Genomic DNA, 18,122 nt, shown 5'->3' with positions numbered 1-18,122 from the left:
ACCCAGTATTTATTTAAAGCTTTATTGTAGAAAGAAGGATTATATATGTATGATGTTTTAATAATAGGCGCTGGCGTTTCCGGAGCCTCTATAGCACGCCGTTTATCAAGATATAAACTTGATATAGCCATAGTAGAAAAGGCAAACGACGTAAGCATGGGCGCATCTAAGGCCAATTCCGCCATAGTCCATGGTGGCTATGCAGAAGGCCACGATGAGCTACGTGGTAGGATTTGCTATCCAGGACGTAAACAATTTGAAGAATTAAACAAAGAATTAAACTTTGGTTTTCTTGCAAATGGATCTTTAGTCCTAGCCTTTGAAGAAGAGGAAAAGGAAACTTTACAAAAACTTTATGATATGGGCATAGAAAATGGTCTAGATGATATGGAGATAATAGATCAAGAAAAACTCCGTCAAATCGAGCCAAATGTATCTGATAATGCAATTGCAGCCCTTTGGTGCAAGGGAGCTGGCGTATGCTCACCTTATGAATATGTCATAGCTCTAGTAGAAAATGCTATAGCAAATGGAACAGAGCTTTTCCTAAACTCACGAGTTTTAGGCATCGAAAAAACAGATGACCATTTCCTAGTAAAAACTGAAGACGGCAAAAAATTAGAAGCAAAATATGTTATAAATGCATCAGGCCTTGAGGGTGCTATAGTTTCAAAAATGATTGCTAAAACAGATTTTGATATCCACCCAAGAAGTGGAGAATATCTAATATTCCAAAAGGGAACAGGCAAGAAAATCAATAATGTCTTATTTCAAGTTCCTACAGAAAAATCCAAGGGAATACTAGCAACAAGAACGTTCCACAACAACCTTCTCTTGGGCCCAGATGCCATAGACGAAGAAGAAATTGACCTATCAACCCACGAAGATAGACTAATGTATATCTACAAAGAAGCCCAAAAATCTGTCCAAGATGATGTAATAAACTTGCGTGAATTTATCAGGTCTTTCACAGGACTTCGCCCAGCAAGCTCAACACACGACTTTATCATTGAAGAAAGCAATGTCCCTGGCTTTGTAAATGTAGTAGGTATCCAATCTCCAGGCATAACCTCATCACCAGAAATTGCTAAAATAGTTGAGGGTATCTTAAAAGATGCTGGCCTTAAGCTAGAAGATGATCCAAACTACAATCCACACAGAGAACCAATCATCGAATACAAAGAACTTGAAGATATGAACAAGATCAAAGATAGGATTGACTTACCACTAGGTAATCCAGATAGGATTGTCTGTCGTTGTGAGCAGGTTAGTGAAGCTACTATTCGTGATGCTATGAATCGTGGCATTCCTGTTGAAACTCTCGATGCAGTTAAACGTAGGACTCGTGCAGGTATGGGCTTTTGCCAAGGACAATTCTGCAAGCCAAGAGTACTAGAAGTAATGGAAGATGAAGCAGGTAAGAAAGCTATTGATGATCTATTCGATAGCGAAAGAAGTGGCCTTTCAAGATTAAATAAGAAAAGAGTAAATGAATTAATAAAAGAAATGCAAGAAACTTCCAAGAAAGAAATCGAAGAAAAGGAAGAGAAATAAAAACCAGAGCTATTGACCCCAAAATCCAAAATATGGACTTTGGGGTTTCTTGATATTTGCCCTGGTTTTTGTTTATGAATTTTCTAATTTCTTTGCTATTTCTCTTTTGTAGTTTAAAAACTCATCTGAGAGCTTGAAACTCTCGTCTCTGTTTTTTTCTTTGATTACTACTTGGTCGTGAAGTTTACCATCTGTTTTTAATATCAATATCCTATCTGATAAGTAAATTGCTTCGTCTATGTCGTGGCTTATGAATATGCCAGTCATTTGGTATTTTTTTATTATATCTAAAAACCAATTGTGAAGCTTATCTTTGGTGAGTTTATCAAGGGCTGAGAAAGGTTCATCTAGCAAGATGATAGGTTCTTTGTTAAGGTAAGTCCTAAGCAAAGCCACTCTTTGCCTCATCCCACCAGAAAGCTCTCTAGGATATTTATCTTCTTGATTTTCTAAGCCAAATTCTTTAAAGTAGGAACTCGCTGTCTCTCTTGCTTTCTTTTTGTCCATACCCTTAATCCTTAGGGCAAGTGCCGCATTATCTACTACCTTCATATGATCAAAGAGCAAATCTTTTTGGAGCATATAGGAAACATGGCCTGTTTCTCCTGTTGTTTCCTTGCCATCTATAAAAACCTTGCCATTATTTGGCTTAATATTTCCAGATATTATATTGAAAACTGTAGATTTGCCACTGCCACTTACTCCAAGTAGGCCAACTATTTCTCCCTTTTCGACAGAAAAAGATATGCCATTTAGCACATCTTTTTCGCCAAAACTTTTATAAATATCTTCTAATCTTAGTACATTCATTCTACAAATTCGTTTGTAAATCCTGAATTTACATCAAGTTTTTCTTCTACAAGGTCGTTATCATTTAACCATGTGTAGTATTTTGCCCATCTATCTTTATCAAAGATGCCCCATTTGTCAGTATCTTTTTTGTATTCCTTGCTCAAAAATTCTTGGGAAGCGTAAATTATGTCTTTTCCTAGAGAATCATCATTGTTAAGCAAGATATCTGCTGCTTCTTGTGGATTGTCGATGGCAAATTCATAGCCTTTTTTAGTCGCTTCAACAAAGTCTTTTACATAGTCTTTTTCATTTGCTATTAAGTCATTGTTAGCAATCAAAACTGGTGTATAGAAGTCAAAGGTATCATCAATGTCTTTGAAGTTCCAATAATCTACTGGATAATCTTGAACGTCAGCATTTACCTTGCCCCATCCTTCAAAAATCCAAATAGCATCTGTTTGATCTTCGCGAAGAGCTGCAACTTCATCAAGTTGGCTTGCTGGAATCATTTGTAATTTGTCAAAATCTCCGCCGTCTACTTCCATTACTTTTTTGATAGTATTTTGTTCTACAGGTGAGTTCCATGTTGAGTATCTCTTGCCCTCAAGTCCTTTTGGTCGATCTATTCCCTCACCCTTTCTTGACATAATACCTGATGTATTGTGTTGGATGATTGCTGCAATTGCTGTAATTGGCATTTTAGCATCTCCACCTAGGACATTTGCCATAGAGTCTTGGTAGGATACACCAAAATCAGCCTTGCCAGATGCTACAAGGGCTTCAGCACCATCTTCTGGTGGTTGAACGATTTCTACATCAAAGCCTTTTTCTTCATAAAATCCTTTGTCTTTTGCGACATAAAGACCTGTATGGTTGGTATTTGGTGTGTAGTCTAGGACTACTGTAACTTTTTTGAGTTCCTTTGTTTGTGGATCTTTTTCTTCTTCAACAACTTCTTTGGTATTATCTTCTGTGCTAACTGCTTCTTTATTTTCTTCCTTTTCTGTGTTTTTTGCTACTTCTTGGTTGTTTCCACAAGCAGTAAGGGTCATTAGTAGAGCAAGTACCCCTGATATAATCTTTTTTTGCATATTTTATTCCTTTTCATTTACATAATTCCATTTCAAAATGGATCTTTCAATTATTGTGACAATTCCAACTAAAACCATGCTCAAAAGTGATGTGATTATTATCACTGCAAACATCTTATCTAGAGCATAGGCCTTTCTTACCCTGGTCATATAAACTCCAAGTCCCATAAAGCCTCCAAGCCATTCTGAAACAACAGCAGCTATCACTGCATAGGAGCTAGAAATCTTTAGAGCTGAGAAAAAGTTTGGCCCAATCATTGGTATCTTTGCATACTTATATTTATCCAAACTACTAGCCTTCATACTATCGAGCAATACCAAGTAATCTTTGTCAATTTGCTGGAGGGCATCATAGACTCCCATAGCTATAGGATAGAAAGTTGTAAGCACTATCAAAATAACCTTTGGCAGCATCTCATAACCAAACCAGATGACTAGAATTGGTGCTATAGCAACTGTTGGTATAGTTTGAGATAAAACTATAAATGGATAAAAGGCAGCTCTTACAAATTTGAACCTATCCATAAGTATGGCAAGAATAAAGCCAATACCTACCCCTATCATAAGACCTAGCAAGGTTTCTTTTATAGTGACAAGGCTATGGTCAAATAAAACCTGACTCTCTTTGGCCAAAACCTCCACAATATCGCTTGGAGCTGGTAAGATATATCTTTCCACCCTGCCAGTTGCTACAATATATTCCCATATAATAACTAGGATAATAAATAAGGATATGGGAATTAGCTTATTTCCTATATTTTTTTGTTTTGTCTTCAATAGACCAACCATCTCCATCTTTTCTAAAACTTGTTTTGATGTAACAATTTACACCTTCCATGTCTTCTTCTAGCATAAGCTCATGGGCTTTTCTTATAATATCCATAAGCTCATCAAATTCACCATCAACAGTAGTTTCAAAGGCTGAAACTTCATAATCTAGACCAGTACTAGCTATATATTCAATCACCTTGTCTACCTTGTTAAAAACATCATCTCGATTTGTATCAGGTAATACTTGAATAGCTATAGAACCTCTCATATTTCCTCCCTAAAATAAAAAATCCTAGGCAACTAAGCCTAGGTTTAAGAATCATTCTTGCTTCCTTACGTCGGTTTTATCCGCATCAAGTTTAAAGGGTTTGCCTTAAAGACATCTCAGCAATTTGCACCCCTAGCCTTATAAATATATTATAAATCTTTTTATAATATTTTCAATTTTTATGAAGTCAAATTCACCTATTTCTCACCATAAATTCATTGATTTCTGCTATAAAAATATCTCCATACTGAATGAGCTTCTTATCTCCTACTCCTTTGATTTGCAAAAACTTTTCTTCGCTTGTTGGCTTGTAGGTTGCCATATCTTTTAAGGAAGCATCTGAAAAAATGATAAATGGCGGAACATTTCTTTGTTTTGATAGATCTAGCCTTACTTTCTTGAGATGGTTAAATAATTTATCATCATATGACCCTAGGCCGCTAGTTACTTTTTCTTTGATAGGTTCTTTCTTGCTTTGATTTACAAAGACTTTTTTCTGATCAAAGAGTACATCTTTCGATTTTTCGGTAAGCTTTAGTATGGGATAGCTACTACCACTTACCCTAATATAGCCATCTGCTACTAGGGTTCCTATGAGGTCTCTGATGTACTTCTCGTCCTCTTCTTTCATCAAACCATAGGTTGACACTTGCTTTAGATTTTTATCCCTAGCATTTTTATTTTTTGATCCCTTTAGACAATCAATTACAGTTTTTTGCCCATATCTTTGGTCAAGCCTGTATATACAAGATAAAACTTTCTGACTATCGATAGTTGCATCTTCTTTTTTGATTTCTCCAAGACAATTAGAGCAATTATCGCAAGTTTCTTCGGCTTCTTGGCCAAAGTAATTTAATATGAAAGCTCTAAGACAGTTGGTAGTATTTACATAATTTATGATAACTTGAAGTTTTTCTAATTGGTAAGCCTTAAAGCGTGGATTGTAACTTTGGTTAATCAAAAATTTGTTTAGGATTATATCTTGGGAATTGTACAAAAGTATACAATCGCTATCTTCCCCATCTCGGCCGGCACGACCTGCCTCTTGGTAGTAGGATTCCATATCTTTGGGCATATTGTAGTGGATAACATATCTGACATTGCTCTTATCAATGCCCATACCAAAGGCATTTGTAGCTACTATTATCTTTTTTCTCTCATAGATAAAATCATCCTGACTTTTTATCCTGGTCTTTTCCGCAAGACCTGCGTGGTACTTGCACACATCAAGACCAAGCTTATTAATAAACTTGTATACTTCATCTACTTTTTTGCGAGTACCTGCGTAAATTATTCCAGAATCTTCCTTGTGGTTTAGTAGATAATCTTTGAGAAATCTAAGCTTATCTTTTGGTTTTTCTACCAAAAATGTAAGATTTTCCCTGTCAAAGCCTGTAACTTTGACATATGGATCATCAAGCCTTAGATTTTCAATTATATCTTCCCTTACTTCCTTAGTAGCAGTTGCTGTAAAGGCAGCCTTTGGTATGTCTGGCAAATACTGGTATATCATTGGTATTAGCTTATAGGATGGCCTAAAATCGTGTCCCCATTGACTTATGCAATGAGCTTCATCAACAGCTATTAGTGATACATCTATGTCTTTTAAAAATTCTATAAAGTATTCATTTTCAAGCCTTTCTGGAGAAATGTATAAGATTTTGACCTTACGAGCTTTCACAAGGGCCAAGGTATCTTTGTATTCTTCAAAAGTTTGACTTGAATTGATAAACTTGGCACTTATTCCATCCTCAACTAGAGAATCTACCTGATCTTTCATAAGAGATATCAAGGGAGATATAACCAATGTTAAGCCATCCATAAGCAGGGCTGGCAATTGGTAGCAAATAGACTTGCCACCTCCAGTTGGCAAGACTCCAAGAACATCTTTCTTTTTCAAGATATTTGTAATAATTTCTTCTTGCCCATCTCTGAAAGATTCGTATCCAAAATATTTTTTTAATGTTTGGTATATATTTTCCATAATGCTAAAAAAAATAATTAAGTTCCTAGGAACCTAATTATTATTTTCTTCACCTTCACTTTGATCTTCATCTATATTTTCATCTGTCGTATTATTATCCAAATTTTCTTCGTCTGTGGCTTCTTCATCATCTTGGACATTTATATAATCGTACTTTGATTCTTCTTTTTCTTCTTTATTTGACTTGTTGGTTATATATTCTTCTTCATCAAGTATAGCGCCCTCGCCCTTGTTAAAGATTATATCCCCTACTCTCGTCTTTAGGATAATTTCTTTTTTGGCCTTATTATCTTTTGCAAAACCATTTTTGATATTTCTATAAGAAACATTGCCTAGGATAAAGTTTCCTACTTCAAGACTTGCCTTGATATTGTAATTATCAATGGTATCGGTTGATTTGATTATAATATTACCGCTTTGGGTTGAGAAATCAGATCTAGCACCTATCTTGCCCTCTTCTATGCTTATATCTCCAGCATTTGTGGAAAGCTTGGTATTCATAAGCTCAGTATTATTTAGAATGATATCACCAGCTTCATTTGTTACAAATCCCCCAAAGAAAGAATTATCAAATGTTATATGACCACTTTTTACATTTAAATCCAAATCTTTAACTTCTAGGTCAGTAATTTTCACATCACCAGCTCCAATTTTAGCCTTAATTTCTTCTATCGGCTTATCATTTGGCAAGAAAACCCTAACAATTTGGATCTTGTTTTTCATATTCAATTCCTTGCCTTGGATATTGCTTTTAAGATTTAAGACGCCATTCTCATAGGATACATCGACAGTATATATGTCTTCTTCGCCCTTATAAAGGTGGGTGTATTCTATGTATGGATTTGTGGTGGACTTTTGAATTCTAACATCAGCTGTCTTAAGGTCAATGTTAATCTTATTGACTTGATTTAGGTCAACTCTCATGATGTTTGACCCAGTGTAAGAATTCTCGTCAATAGCTTCACTTGTTTGAAGTTCTTTATTTTTGGCTGCTTGGTGATTGTTGAAAAAGTAGAGAGCTAGTAAGGCTACTATAACTACTAGGCCAACAATTAAAATATTTCTTTTTGTCTTCCTAGATATATGTTTTTTTCGTGCCTTCCTTGGTTTTTTATTCTTAACTTCAACTTCTTCGTCAAGTTCGTCTTCTTGATATTTATTTTCTTCGTTTATATTATCTGTCATTGTTTTCCTCGTTAGGATTCTTTTTCATATTTTCAAGGATAAATAGGAAAGTTGTCAAAACTAGTATCCAACCTATGTATCTTATGTCTATTTTATCATTTATTATAAAGGGCTTAAATATATATTTTTCAATCTTTGTTATAGATTCTTGCCCCTTAAAATATTCGATAAGAGAAAAAATACTGGCTATGTTATAAAATGAAATGACTAGGTAGTAAATAGCCTTTGATATTTTCAAATTATTCGCCCTTATATATGCCCCCATAATCAATAAAATAAGACTTGTAATAGCCGCAAAAATCATTAGCCTATCTTTAGTAATGAAAGAAAATCCAACTATAACAAATAGTAGCAAAGATATAGCCTTAAGCTCACTTTTTTTATTTTCCTTATTTGTTTCAGTCATACTTTATCCTCCATAAATATAAGCCCTGGGGATTTAATGTTGGGTTTGCCTTCTTTCCATTTTCAAAATAAGCTTTAAAATCGTCAATGGAAAGCTTGTTTCGACCAAGCTCTACAAGGCTTCCACACATAATTCTCACTTGGTTGTGCAAAAAGCTATTGGCTGTAAAATATATTTCAAGCCTTTGTCCATTTCTCTTTAAATAACAATCGTCAATTGTCCTAATAGTATTAATCTCTAGGTTTTTATCAGCCCTCATAAAGGCCTTAAAATCATGCTCTCCTTTGAGAGCTTCGAGCCCTTCTTCCATCTTTGATATATCAAGAGGATAGGTAATATGCTCCATATATTTTCTATAGATAGGATGCATGACCTTTCCTGTATAGATCACGTATTTATAGGTCTTATTTATAGCTGAAAACCTGGCATGAAAACCTAGATCAACTTCCCTTGCTTCTAAAGCCAAAATATCATCTGGCAAATATGGGTCAAGGTGAAAGTTGAAGGCCCTAGGATTGATAGAACTTGCTGTAAGAAAATTTATATATTGACTTTTGGCGTGGACACCTGCGTCGGTTCTTCCTGCAGCAATTATCCTATTATTTTCACCAGTGACCTTATGGATGGCTTTCTTTACTTCATCTTCTACATTCCTATGGTCAATTTGAGACTGATATCCATGAAAATCACTTCCATCATAGGCAATTTTTAATCTTATGTTTTTTATCATATGAAGCGTTTGACTATTATTATGATACAAAATCCTATAAATAGGAAAAGTGTCGTATAGTCAGTCCTATCCATATATATTTCATTTAATTTTGTACGCTCTTCGCCAATCCTATACATACGAGCTTCCATAGCTGTGGCAAGTTCATCAGACCTCTTAAAAGAGTTGATAAATAGTGGCACAAGTAGCGGAATCATGGCAACAGCCCTGTTGACAATGTTGCCAGATTCAAAATCTGCTCCCCTAGCCATCTGGGCCATGCGGATTTTTTGGGCCTCATCAAATAGAGTCGGGATGAATCTTAGAGAAATACTAATCATCATTGCAAGCTCTCCTGCAGGAAAACCAAAGCGCTTTAATGGAGAGAATAGTTTCTCCAGACCATAAGTTAATTCCATTGGGCTTGTGGTATATGTTAAAACCGATGTTGATAAGATTATCAATACTAGTCTAAGTAGAGTAAAGGCAGTTCTATACAAACCCTCGTAAGTGATATTTAAAGGTCCAATATTGGCCAAAATCCTACCTGGTGTTGTAAATAAATTGATAATTCCAGTAATAATCATTATAAATAATAATGGTTTAAGAGACCTAATTACACTTTTGATTGGAATTTTTGCAACTTTTAGCATAGCAATTAGCAAGGCTACAAAGGGTATGAAAGTTATAAAATCATCTACAAAAAATATCGTGATTATAAATAGAAAAACTCCTATTATTTTCACCCTTGGATCTAACCTATGAATGAAGGTATCAAAGGGCAAATATTGACCTATACTTATTTTATTCATGGCTTACTCCTAAGTGTCTAGCAAGTTCCTCAACGGCTGCATCAATAGTATAAATATCATCTCTGATGTCTTCGCCTTTAGCCTTGTAGGCTCTCATAAATTTTGCAATTTGTGGTATATCTAGGCCTATGCCCTCAAGGTCAGCCTTGGTAAAGGTATCGTAGGTTGAAGCGTCGCTAAAGATTTGCCCCTTATTTAAAACGACAACCCTATCCACATATTCTGCCACATCTTCCATAGAATGGCTTACCAAGACAATGGTAAGTTCTGGATCGTTATTGTAAATATTTATTATTTCATTAAAAATTTCTTCGCGGCCCTTTGGATCAAGACCAGCAGTAAGCTCATCTAGGACTAGAACCTTTGGATTCATAGAGATGATTCCTGCAACGGCAACTCTTCTTTGTTGGCCACCTGATATTTCAAAAGGTGAGACATCCTTATAAGTTTCATAGTCAAGCCCTACTTTTTCCATAGCAGCTTTCACTCGCCTATCAATCTCATCTTCAGATAATTTCATATTTTTAGGGCCAAAAGCTACATCCTTTGCTATTGATTCTTCAAATAGTTGGTGCTCTGGATATTGGAAAACAAGACCTACCTTAAAACGTACATCTCGTCTCTTATCCTTATCCTTGGTGTTTATGCCATCTACAATAACATCACCGTGGCTAGGTAATAAAAGTCCATTTAAAAGCTGAACCAAGGTTGATTTCCCTGATCCAGTTTGTCCGATTAGGCCAATTATTTCGTGGCTTTTAATCTTTAAATTGATATCTTTAAGAGCATATACTTCTCCAACTACTCCCTCATTGTAAATGTAATCCACATTTTTTAGTTCAATATTCATATGCTCTCCAAAAATTCTTCAATACTAAGAGGTAGATTATCAAAATCCACCCCTTTCTCCTGTAGTTTATAGGCAACTTCTGTAACTTGTGGAACAGCTAGGCCTAGTTTTTTCATTTTCTCAACTTGGGAAAATACTTCTAATGCCGAACCCTCAAGGGCCTTCTTGCCCTTATCTAGGACAATTATCTTGTCTGCCTTGATAGCTTCTTCCATATAATGGGTGATGTATATGATTGTTTTGCCATAGTCCTTATTAAGCTCAAGAACTAAGTTTATAACATCTTTCCTACCCTTTGGATCTAGCATGGCTGTTGGTTCATCAAAGATTATATAGTCGCTCATCATAGCTATAACCCCAGCTATAGAAATTCTTTGCTTTTGCCCACCAGAAAGGGTTGAAGGATTTCTCTTCTTATAATCATCCATCCTTACTAGAGATATAGCCGAATCTACCCTTTCCCTAAGCTCTGGATTTGGTATTTGCAAGTTTTCTATACCAAAGGCTACTTCTTCTTCGACAGTTGTAGCTACCATTTGGTTGTCGGGATTTTGAAAAACCATAGAACATTTTTTTCTCACATCCCATATTTTGTTCTCATCTTTTGCATTTAGATCATCTATCCATATGTCCCCAATACTTGGAAGTATCTGAGCATTTATTAGTTTGCCAAGGGTTGATTTGCCCGAACCGTTATGACCTAGGATTGCAACAAAATCTCCCTTGTTGATGTCAATATTTAGTCCATCAATAGCCTTGTGACCTTCTGTCTCATCATTTGATGGATAGATGTAGGTTAAATTTTCAATTTTTATCATTATATTTCCTAATAAGTCATAGCTGGTGAATAGTTGGTACTTGATTCATAAACTACAACTGGTGTTAGTGGGTCCACATTGTCAAAAAGTATCTTGGCTACCGATGGTGGTAGGTTATAGCAACCATGAGATCCATTTGATAGGTAGATTTGTCCGCCAAAAGCCCCTCTCCAAGGTGCATCATGGAATCCTTCACCATCCCAACCAGTTGGCATCCAATAGCTGACTTTTGTGTCATACTCAGTTACCCTATCAAAATTTTGCCCTTTAAGATTCGTATCTCTCACCTTTGATTGGATAGCTCCTACACCGACATTGCTTGCCCAGCCATCATGAGGAATACCTGTAACAACATCAGATTCTACGATAAGCTCACCATTTTTGTAAAACCACATTCTTTGGCGGGATAAGTCAAGTTCAACATAGGTATCGCCTATATCTTCTCCAGTATCAGTACGAGTGTAGGCTTGGTTGCTATATACTGGCTCAATATCCCCACTTTGTCTTTGATTTACAAGTTCATATATTTTATCAATAGTAGCATCTATATCTAACTTAAAGCCATATACCCCAGGTCCTACAACTATTGGTCCTATGCCTGTGGCGTTGAAATTACGACTTTTACCATAGGTATTAGTAGCCTCTGCCATATCACTTACATAGGCTAAGACCTTATCGTAGTTTAGTTCATAACCCTTATCTGTGAAGTCCATCAAATCTATAAGGCTAGAACCTTCAAGCTTGTAGTCAAAACCATTGAAATTAAATTTGATAGACATATCATTTATTTTCTTTGAATCGCTAACTATATCTTGCAATTCTTTTGAATCTGACCTTACTTTTGGTCCTATATAAAAACTATCGTCCAAAGCTATCTGATCGTTCTTGGTATTTATACTATCTATAATTTCTTTTTTTAGCTTAGCCTTATCAATTTTATTGCCTTCAATCTCTTTTTTAACCACAAATTCATTGTTTTCTATGGCAATCTTTGCATCCTCTGGTTCTGTGATTCCATTCATTAGCTTTGAATCGTCTATGATTTTATCAAGTTTATCTTCATTGTAAAATACCCTATATTCAAAATCATAGTATTCTTTCCTACCTGTAATAAATGAAACTGGCCATACAAAAGGATTTTGATCAATTTTTGCTTGGCTAGGTAGTTCTACCTTATAGTCTATATCTTCTGGTTTGATAGTAAGATTTCTATCGTCTCTACCTGTGATTTCAAGGTTAAAATTCTTGGGACTAGTAGCCAAAGCTTCTTTTTTTGATGCATAAGAAATATCCCTACCGTTTAAGTATGTCCCTGGTAGAGCTATAAATGAAAATATTACTGTTACAATTAAATATATAGCTAATATGAATAAAAGTATTGATAGGCATATTTTTTTGCCATCATTTTTATTTTTTTCAGTCAAGGTTTCCTCCGATTATTAATTTGATGGTTTCTTGCCAAAATATTGGTAAAAATCAACTTTTTGGCCACCATTATACAATTTTCTCTTCTTTGAGAGTTTTCTCATAAAGCTCTTATCAAAGTTTTCATCACTTGTTATAAAATACAAGGACCAAGTATCTAAGCTTTTAAACTTATCATTTATCTTCTTGTAAAGATCATCTGTGTCAAAATCAGAAAGTCTCTTACCATAAGGTGGGTTTGATATCAAAATCCCATAGTCATCCTTTAGAGCCACAGATTTTATATCTCTTGTAATAAAGGAAATATCCTCCCCCACACCAGCATTTATGGCATTATTTTTAGCAAGGCTTATTGCCCTGCCAGATATGTCTGAACCGAGGATATTTAGTTTTACATCGTAATCAATAGCATCTAGGGCTTCTTTTTTGGCCTCCTTATAACAATCCTTATCTATAAAAATAAAGTTTTCAAAGTCAAAGGACCTATCAATGCCTGGCGCTATGTTACGAGCTCTTCTTGCAGCTTCGATTAGTATTGTTCCAGATCCACAAAATCCATCAAACAAAAATCTATCTGGATTGTAGAAAGATAAGTCTACTAGTCCTGCTGCCAGGTTTTCCCTAAGTGGGGCCTTTACAGAATCTTCCCTATATCCACGTTTGTGAAGACCGTCTCCGGATGTATCTATTAAAACACTTGCCACATTTTTATTTATAGAAACTTCAATTTGAACTCTATGAGAAGACTTGCTAAAGTGATTGATCTTATACTTAGTCTTCATTGATTCAACTATAGCCTTCTCGCTTATAGATTGGATTGTCCTTACAGAAAAGAGTTTTGATTTATAAGTCCTAGCACCCACAATAAAATTGGAGTCTTTGTCTAGAAGATCTGGCCAATTGATGGCTTTTATACCTTCAAAAAGCTGGTCAAACTCTTTTGCCTCAAATGTCTTAAGAATAAGATAGACCCTGTCAGCCTCCCTAAGATTAATATTAAGTTTTCCTACATCATCTAGTCTAGTATCCAAGATGATTTGTCCATCACTAAGCTTGAAATTTTCATAGCCCATATCCTTCAGTTGCCATTTAACCAAAGATTCTAGGCCAAAGCTAGTTGTAATCATAAATTTAGTCATAGTATTATTATAACAGCTATTTCAAATATTTCACCCGAAATAGAGCCTTCTTTTATTTAATTTCAATCGAATAGGGGCTAAGATCTAGCCCCTTTCACACCACCGTACGTGCCGTTCAGCATACGGCGGTTCAATTTAATTTACACATGTCCTGCTTATGTAGTAATCATAAGGGTCAATTAAGCCAGTTTTGCTTAATCTTTCTTTTGTGATTGCTCTTAATAAGCAGGTTTTTGTTGCTACAAAGTGGTATCTATTTCCACAATAGGATGTTAATCTTGCTAGGTCTTTTACTATTCCCATTTTTCTTAACGCCCATTGTATTTTCTTTGGTGCTTTCCACGTTTTCCAACAGATTATCCTGAGTCTGGTTCTTAGTTGCTTACTAAATCTATTTATTTTGCTTTTCATATCTGCAATCCTAAAGTAATTTATCCAGCCTCTTGTTACTTCATTTATCTTTTTGATTCTGTATTCTAAGGATACTGACCATTTTCTTGTGGTTAGTTTCTTTATTTTATTTTTGAATCTTTTAAATGATGTTTCATGGACTCGTGCTTTCCATTTATTTGCTTTGTTGTCTTTCCAGTAGCCGAATCCTAGATATTTTATTTTATTTGGTCTTGTTATTTTGCTTTTTTCTGCATTTACTTTTAGTTCAAGTTTCTTTTCTATGAATCTTGTTATGGAGTACATTACTCTTGTGGCTGCTGCTTTGCTTCTTACAAATATTAGACAATCATCTGCGTATCTTGTGTATCTAAGTTTTCTTGCTTCTAGCTCTTTGTCTAGTTTGTCTAGCATGATGTTGCTTAGGAGTGGTGATAGGTTTCCGCCTTGGGGTGTTCCTATTTCACTTTTTTCGTATACGCCTTTGTTCATTATTCCCGCTTTTAGGTATTTTCTGATTAGTGATTCTGTGTCTGGTGCTTTGATATGCTCATGGACTATGCTCATTAGTTTATCTTGTGGCACTTTGTCGAAGAATTTTTCTAGGTCTATGTCTACTACCCATTCGAATCCATCATTTAAATATTCTAGGCTTTTTGTTGTTGCCATTTGACAGTTTCTTCTTGGTCTAAAGCCATAGCTTGTTTCAGAAAATTTTTCATCGATTATTGGTGTTAATACTTGTACGATTGCTTGTTGGATTATTCTGTCCATTGCTGTTGGTATTCCGAGTTTTCTTTTTCCTCCGTTTGGTTTTGGAATTTCTACTCGGACTACTGGTTGTGGTTTGTAGCGTCTTTCGATTATTTCTTGTCTTATCCTTGCCCAGTTACCTTTGATGTATTCATCTATTTCTTCTACACTTATGCCATCTATGCCAGCCGCTCCTTTGTTGGATATGACTTTTGCTTTGGCTTGGTGCATGTTTTTCGGGTTTAGGATTTGATTTATTATTTTATCTTCCATGTGTGTGCACTTGCTCCTTTCTGCTTGCATAACTTTTTCTTATGTGTGAGATTTTGATTTCATTTACGTTTCTTCTACTTTCTCTGTCAGATTTGTTATGCAACATACATTTTGCTTGTGCTATTAAATTGTTCGGTCCTTCAGTGTTTCCACCTACTATGACTTCTGCTGACTTCTCACTATTCGTTGTTACTACTTCTTCGCTAGCGAGACCTCACGGGATAAGTCCTAATACTTTCATCGTTTACTTGCAGAATTTACGCTTTGGGTTTACGGTTACCTTTTGGGTCTTTACTATCTTTGGCTAGCTTGCCCACCTGTTACACCTTGTATTCTGTTCCTGTTCGTCAAGCCACGATTTCGCTACCCGTTCTTCTCTCCTAGATGTCACCATCTAAAACTTCGGGGTCGCTATTAGATTCGTTGGTAACTACGCTCCGTTGGGATTTACACCCTAGCATTAGAACATGCCCGTCATACTTAAAAAATAAGCATAGCCGCAATCTAACTTAGCTATGCTTATTTACATTATTCAATTATCTCAGGCTCATCATAGTCTATGCCTAAAGTTTCTACTGTTACTGTCTTCATCACTTGATCTTCTTTTGGTTTATCTTGGAAGTCAGTTTTTGTTTCTGCTATCTTATCTACTGTATCCATTCCTTCGATTACTCTGCCGAAGGCTGCGTATTGTCCATCTAGGTGAGGGCTGTCTTTGTGCATTACAAAAAATTGGCTGCCTGCACTATCTGGCATCATAGACCTTGCCATGGAGAGAACTCCTCTGTCGTGTTTTAGGTTATTCTCAAAGCCATTTGCAACAAATTCTCCCTTGATAGCATAGCCAGGACCGCCAATTCCTCTTCCTTCTGGGTCTCCTCCTTGGATCATAAAGCCTTTGATTACCCTATGAAAGATTACTCCGTCGTAGAAATTGTGACTTATAAGTGAGATAAAGTTTCTTACTGTGTTCGGGGCAACTTCTGGGTAGAGTTCGGCCTTGAAAGTATCTCCATTTTCCATTTCAAATGTTACAATTGGATTTTTGTTTTCCATATTTCCTCCTTAGTTTTTGAATGAGTGAACAGGGGCTGGTATGTGGCCGCCTCTTTTGATCATTTTATCTGAATTTGAATTTCCTATATCTATAATTGGTGCATAGCCTAAAAGTCCACCGAACTCGGCATAATCTCCAACTTCCTTTTCTGGAACTGGGATTATTCTAACTGCAGTTGTTTTTGCATTTATCATTCCTATTGCCGCCTCATCTGCAATCATGGCAGAAATTGTAGCTGAGCTTGTAGAGCCAGGGATTGCAATCATGTCAAGACCAACAGAGCAAACAGAGGTCATGGCTTCTAGCTTGTCAAAGGTCAAATGTCCTACATCTACTGCTTTAATCATCGCTTCATCTTCGCTCACTGGTATAAAGGCACCAGAAAGTCCTCCGACAGAGGCACTTGCCATAAGACCGCCCTTTTTTACAGCGTCATTGAGTAGGGCTAGGGCTGCAACTGTTCCGTGTCCCCCTACATTATCTATTCCAATCTCTTCTAAGATTCTTCCTACAGAATCGCCAATTGCTGGAGTTGGAGCTAGGGATAGATCAAGGATTCCGAAGCTCTTGCCAAGTCTATCGCAGACATCTCTTGCTACAAGCTCGCCCATCCTAGTGATTTTAAAGGCTGTCTTTTTGATAATCTCACAGATTTCATTGATCGGAAGATCATCCTTGCCTGAAATTGCTGCCTTTACTACTCCAGGTCCAGAAACTCCGACATTAATTACTGTATCGGCCTCACTTACTCCGTGGAATGCTCCTGCCATGAAGGGATTATCCTCTACGGCATTTGAGAATATTACAAGCTTGGCACATCCTAGGGCATCTGTATCCTTAGTTTTTTCTGCCAAATCTTTTACGACCTCCCCGCACATGGCTACAGCATCCATGTTGATTCCTGCCTTAGTTGATCCTACATTTACACTTGAACATACCAGGTCGGTAGTCGATATGGCCTTAGGGATAGATTTAATCAAAATCTCATCAGCCTTGGTCATGCCCTTTTGAACTAGGACAGAAAAGCCCCCTATAAAGTCTACTCCAACGTCCTTGGCCGCCCTGTCGAGGCATTCGGCAAATGGAGTGTAATCGTCAAGGTCTGTCGCTGCCGCAATAAGAGAAATTGGTGTAACAGATATCCTATTATTAATGATTGGCACACCATATATTGCAGAGACTTCCTTAGAAGTCTTGATAAAGTCCTTGCTTTCTATTAAGATTTTATCATAAATTTTATCACATGCTTTTTTATAATCTTTGTCTATACAATCAAAAAGGGAAATACCCATAGTAAGGGTCCTGATGTCGAGATTTTCCTCATCTAGCATTTTGATTGTTTCAATAATATTATTCTTATCCATATTAAATCCTGTGCATAGCGTCAAAGAGCTTTTCGTTTTGGATTCTTATTTCGAGATTGTTCGCATCGGCTAGCTTATCAAAGGCCTTCTTAATCTCAGCAAAGTCTGCCTCTGACTTTGTAAAGTCGATATTAAACATTCCTACAAATTGATTTTCCATTATAGTTTGGCTTAGATCAAGGATATTGATATTGTATTCATATAAAACTTTAGAAATTTTATAGATAATTCCTTCTTGGTCATTTCCTATGACTGTTAGTATAGCTTTCATTTCTTCCTCCTAATGAGACTTTTCCTGCTTATGATTTTACCCTTTTATTAATTAGTGCAAAGAAAAATAGCCCCTAAGGGCTTTAGTGTAAATCGAATAGGGGCTAAGATCTAGTCCCTTTCACACCACCGTACGTGCCGTTCGGCATACGGCGGTTCAATATTCTCTTGTATCATATTGTTTATTTCTGTTGAAACTATTTAACTTTAT

General features: G+C 36.1%; 18 protein-coding genes and 1 riboswitch. Of the genes, 1 reads left to right on the top strand and 17 read right to left on the bottom strand.

Translation table 11 applies throughout. From position 1 onward, the window contains the following. The first annotated feature begins 45 nt into the window (after positions 1 to 45). Positions 46 to 1,554 carry an NAD(P)/FAD-dependent oxidoreductase gene (locus BQ7474_RS01430; RefSeq protein ID WP_073997291.1) on the top strand — a complete coding sequence of 503 codons (1,509 nt, stop codon included), beginning with the start codon at positions 46 to 48 and terminating at the stop codon, positions 1,552 to 1,554. Positions 1,555 to 1,626: 72 nt separating this feature from the next. Here BQ7474_RS01430 and BQ7474_RS01425 read toward each other — a convergent pair whose 3' ends face one another. The 17 genes from BQ7474_RS01425 to BQ7474_RS01345 form a co-directional block, all read right to left on the bottom strand. Beyond that, positions 1,627 to 2,364, bottom strand: a complete 738-nt coding sequence (locus BQ7474_RS01425) for an ABC transporter ATP-binding protein (protein WP_073997290.1) — start codon at positions 2,362 to 2,364, stop codon at positions 1,627 to 1,629. Continuing rightward, complete coding sequence (locus BQ7474_RS01420) at positions 2,361 to 3,437, bottom strand: ABC transporter substrate-binding protein (protein WP_073997289.1); 1,077 nt, start codon at positions 3,435 to 3,437, stop codon at positions 2,361 to 2,363. Before BQ7474_RS01420 ends, BQ7474_RS01425 begins: the two co-directional genes overlap by 4 nt. A 3-nt stretch (positions 3,438 to 3,440) precedes the next feature. Continuing rightward, positions 3,441 to 4,214, bottom strand: coding sequence for an ABC transporter permease (locus tag BQ7474_RS01415; RefSeq protein ID WP_235821454.1), 774 nt, complete (start codon positions 4,212 to 4,214; stop codon positions 3,441 to 3,443). Next, positions 4,183 to 4,476, bottom strand: a complete 294-nt coding sequence (locus BQ7474_RS01410; protein ID WP_073997287.1) for a thiamine-binding protein — start codon at positions 4,474 to 4,476, stop codon at positions 4,183 to 4,185. The genes BQ7474_RS01415 and BQ7474_RS01410 overlap by 32 nt, the downstream gene beginning before the upstream one ends. Before the next feature lie 45 nt (positions 4,477 to 4,521). Beyond that, a riboswitch (TPP riboswitch) is annotated at positions 4,522 to 4,620 on the bottom strand. 49 nt (positions 4,621 to 4,669) lie between these two features. Continuing rightward, positions 4,670 to 6,460, bottom strand: a complete 1,791-nt coding sequence (gene recQ / locus BQ7474_RS01405; protein WP_073997286.1) for a DNA helicase RecQ — start codon at positions 6,458 to 6,460, stop codon at positions 4,670 to 4,672. Between the two features lie 33 nt (positions 6,461 to 6,493). After that, positions 6,494 to 7,645: a DUF4097 family beta strand repeat-containing protein gene (locus BQ7474_RS01400; protein ID WP_073997285.1), complete on the bottom strand. Its 1,152-nt coding sequence runs from the start codon at positions 7,643 to 7,645 to the stop codon at positions 6,494 to 6,496. Continuing rightward, positions 7,635 to 8,051, bottom strand: a complete 417-nt coding sequence (locus BQ7474_RS01395) for a hypothetical protein (RefSeq protein WP_073997284.1) — start codon at positions 8,049 to 8,051, stop codon at positions 7,635 to 7,637. The genes BQ7474_RS01400 and BQ7474_RS01395 overlap by 11 nt, the downstream gene beginning before the upstream one ends. Continuing rightward, positions 8,044 to 8,781: a tRNA pseudouridine(38-40) synthase TruA gene (gene truA, locus BQ7474_RS01390; RefSeq protein ID WP_073997283.1), complete on the bottom strand. Its 738-nt coding sequence runs from the start codon at positions 8,779 to 8,781 to the stop codon at positions 8,044 to 8,046. The genes BQ7474_RS01395 and truA overlap by 8 nt, the downstream gene beginning before the upstream one ends. After that, positions 8,778 to 9,572, bottom strand: coding sequence for an energy-coupling factor transporter transmembrane component T family protein (locus BQ7474_RS01385; protein ID WP_073997282.1), 795 nt, complete (start codon positions 9,570 to 9,572; stop codon positions 8,778 to 8,780). Before BQ7474_RS01385 ends, truA begins: the two co-directional genes overlap by 4 nt. Continuing rightward, complete coding sequence (locus tag BQ7474_RS01380; RefSeq protein ID WP_073997281.1) at positions 9,565 to 10,422, bottom strand: energy-coupling factor transporter ATPase; 858 nt, start codon at positions 10,420 to 10,422, stop codon at positions 9,565 to 9,567. The genes BQ7474_RS01385 and BQ7474_RS01380 overlap by 8 nt, the downstream gene beginning before the upstream one ends. Beyond that, the gene (locus BQ7474_RS01375; RefSeq protein ID WP_073997280.1) at positions 10,419 to 11,240 is read right to left on the bottom strand and encodes an energy-coupling factor transporter ATPase; all 822 of its coding nucleotides are present in this window, start codon (positions 11,238 to 11,240) and stop codon (positions 10,419 to 10,421) included. The genes BQ7474_RS01380 and BQ7474_RS01375 overlap by 4 nt, the downstream gene beginning before the upstream one ends. Before the next feature lie 8 nt (positions 11,241 to 11,248). Next, a complete protein-coding gene (locus tag BQ7474_RS01370; protein ID WP_073997279.1) occupies positions 11,249 to 12,664 on the bottom strand; it encodes a L,D-transpeptidase family protein in 1,416 nt (471 codons plus the stop codon). A gap of 15 nt (positions 12,665 to 12,679) precedes the next feature. Continuing rightward, entirely contained in the window at positions 12,680 to 13,804 is a 1,125-nt protein-coding gene (locus BQ7474_RS01365; protein ID WP_073997278.1) for a THUMP domain-containing class I SAM-dependent RNA methyltransferase, read from the bottom strand. Between the two features lie 135 nt (positions 13,805 to 13,939). After that, entirely contained in the window at positions 13,940 to 15,220 is a 1,281-nt protein-coding gene (gene ltrA, locus BQ7474_RS01360) for a group II intron reverse transcriptase/maturase (RefSeq protein ID WP_073997277.1), read from the bottom strand. A gap of 528 nt (positions 15,221 to 15,748) precedes the next feature. Next, positions 15,749 to 16,276, bottom strand: a complete 528-nt coding sequence (locus BQ7474_RS01355; RefSeq protein ID WP_073997276.1) for a peptidylprolyl isomerase — start codon at positions 16,274 to 16,276, stop codon at positions 15,749 to 15,751. Positions 16,277 to 16,285: 9 nt separating this feature from the next. After that, positions 16,286 to 17,641: a PFL family protein gene (locus tag BQ7474_RS01350; protein WP_073997275.1), complete on the bottom strand. Its 1,356-nt coding sequence runs from the start codon at positions 17,639 to 17,641 to the stop codon at positions 16,286 to 16,288. A gap of 1 nt (position 17,642) precedes the next feature. Further along, a complete protein-coding gene (locus tag BQ7474_RS01345) occupies positions 17,643 to 17,912 on the bottom strand; it encodes an ACT domain-containing protein (protein WP_044565708.1) in 270 nt (89 codons plus the stop codon). Between the last annotated feature and the right edge of the window lie 210 nt (positions 17,913 to 18,122).

It is taken from the genome of Anaerococcus urinomassiliensis (assembly GCF_900128425.1).
In the GTDB taxonomy this organism is placed as follows: domain Bacteria; phylum Bacillota; class Clostridia; order Tissierellales; family Peptoniphilaceae; genus Anaerococcus; species Anaerococcus urinomassiliensis.
Note: the sequence above shows the minus strand (reverse complement) of the source record. Positions and strands in the feature narration are given on the sequence as shown.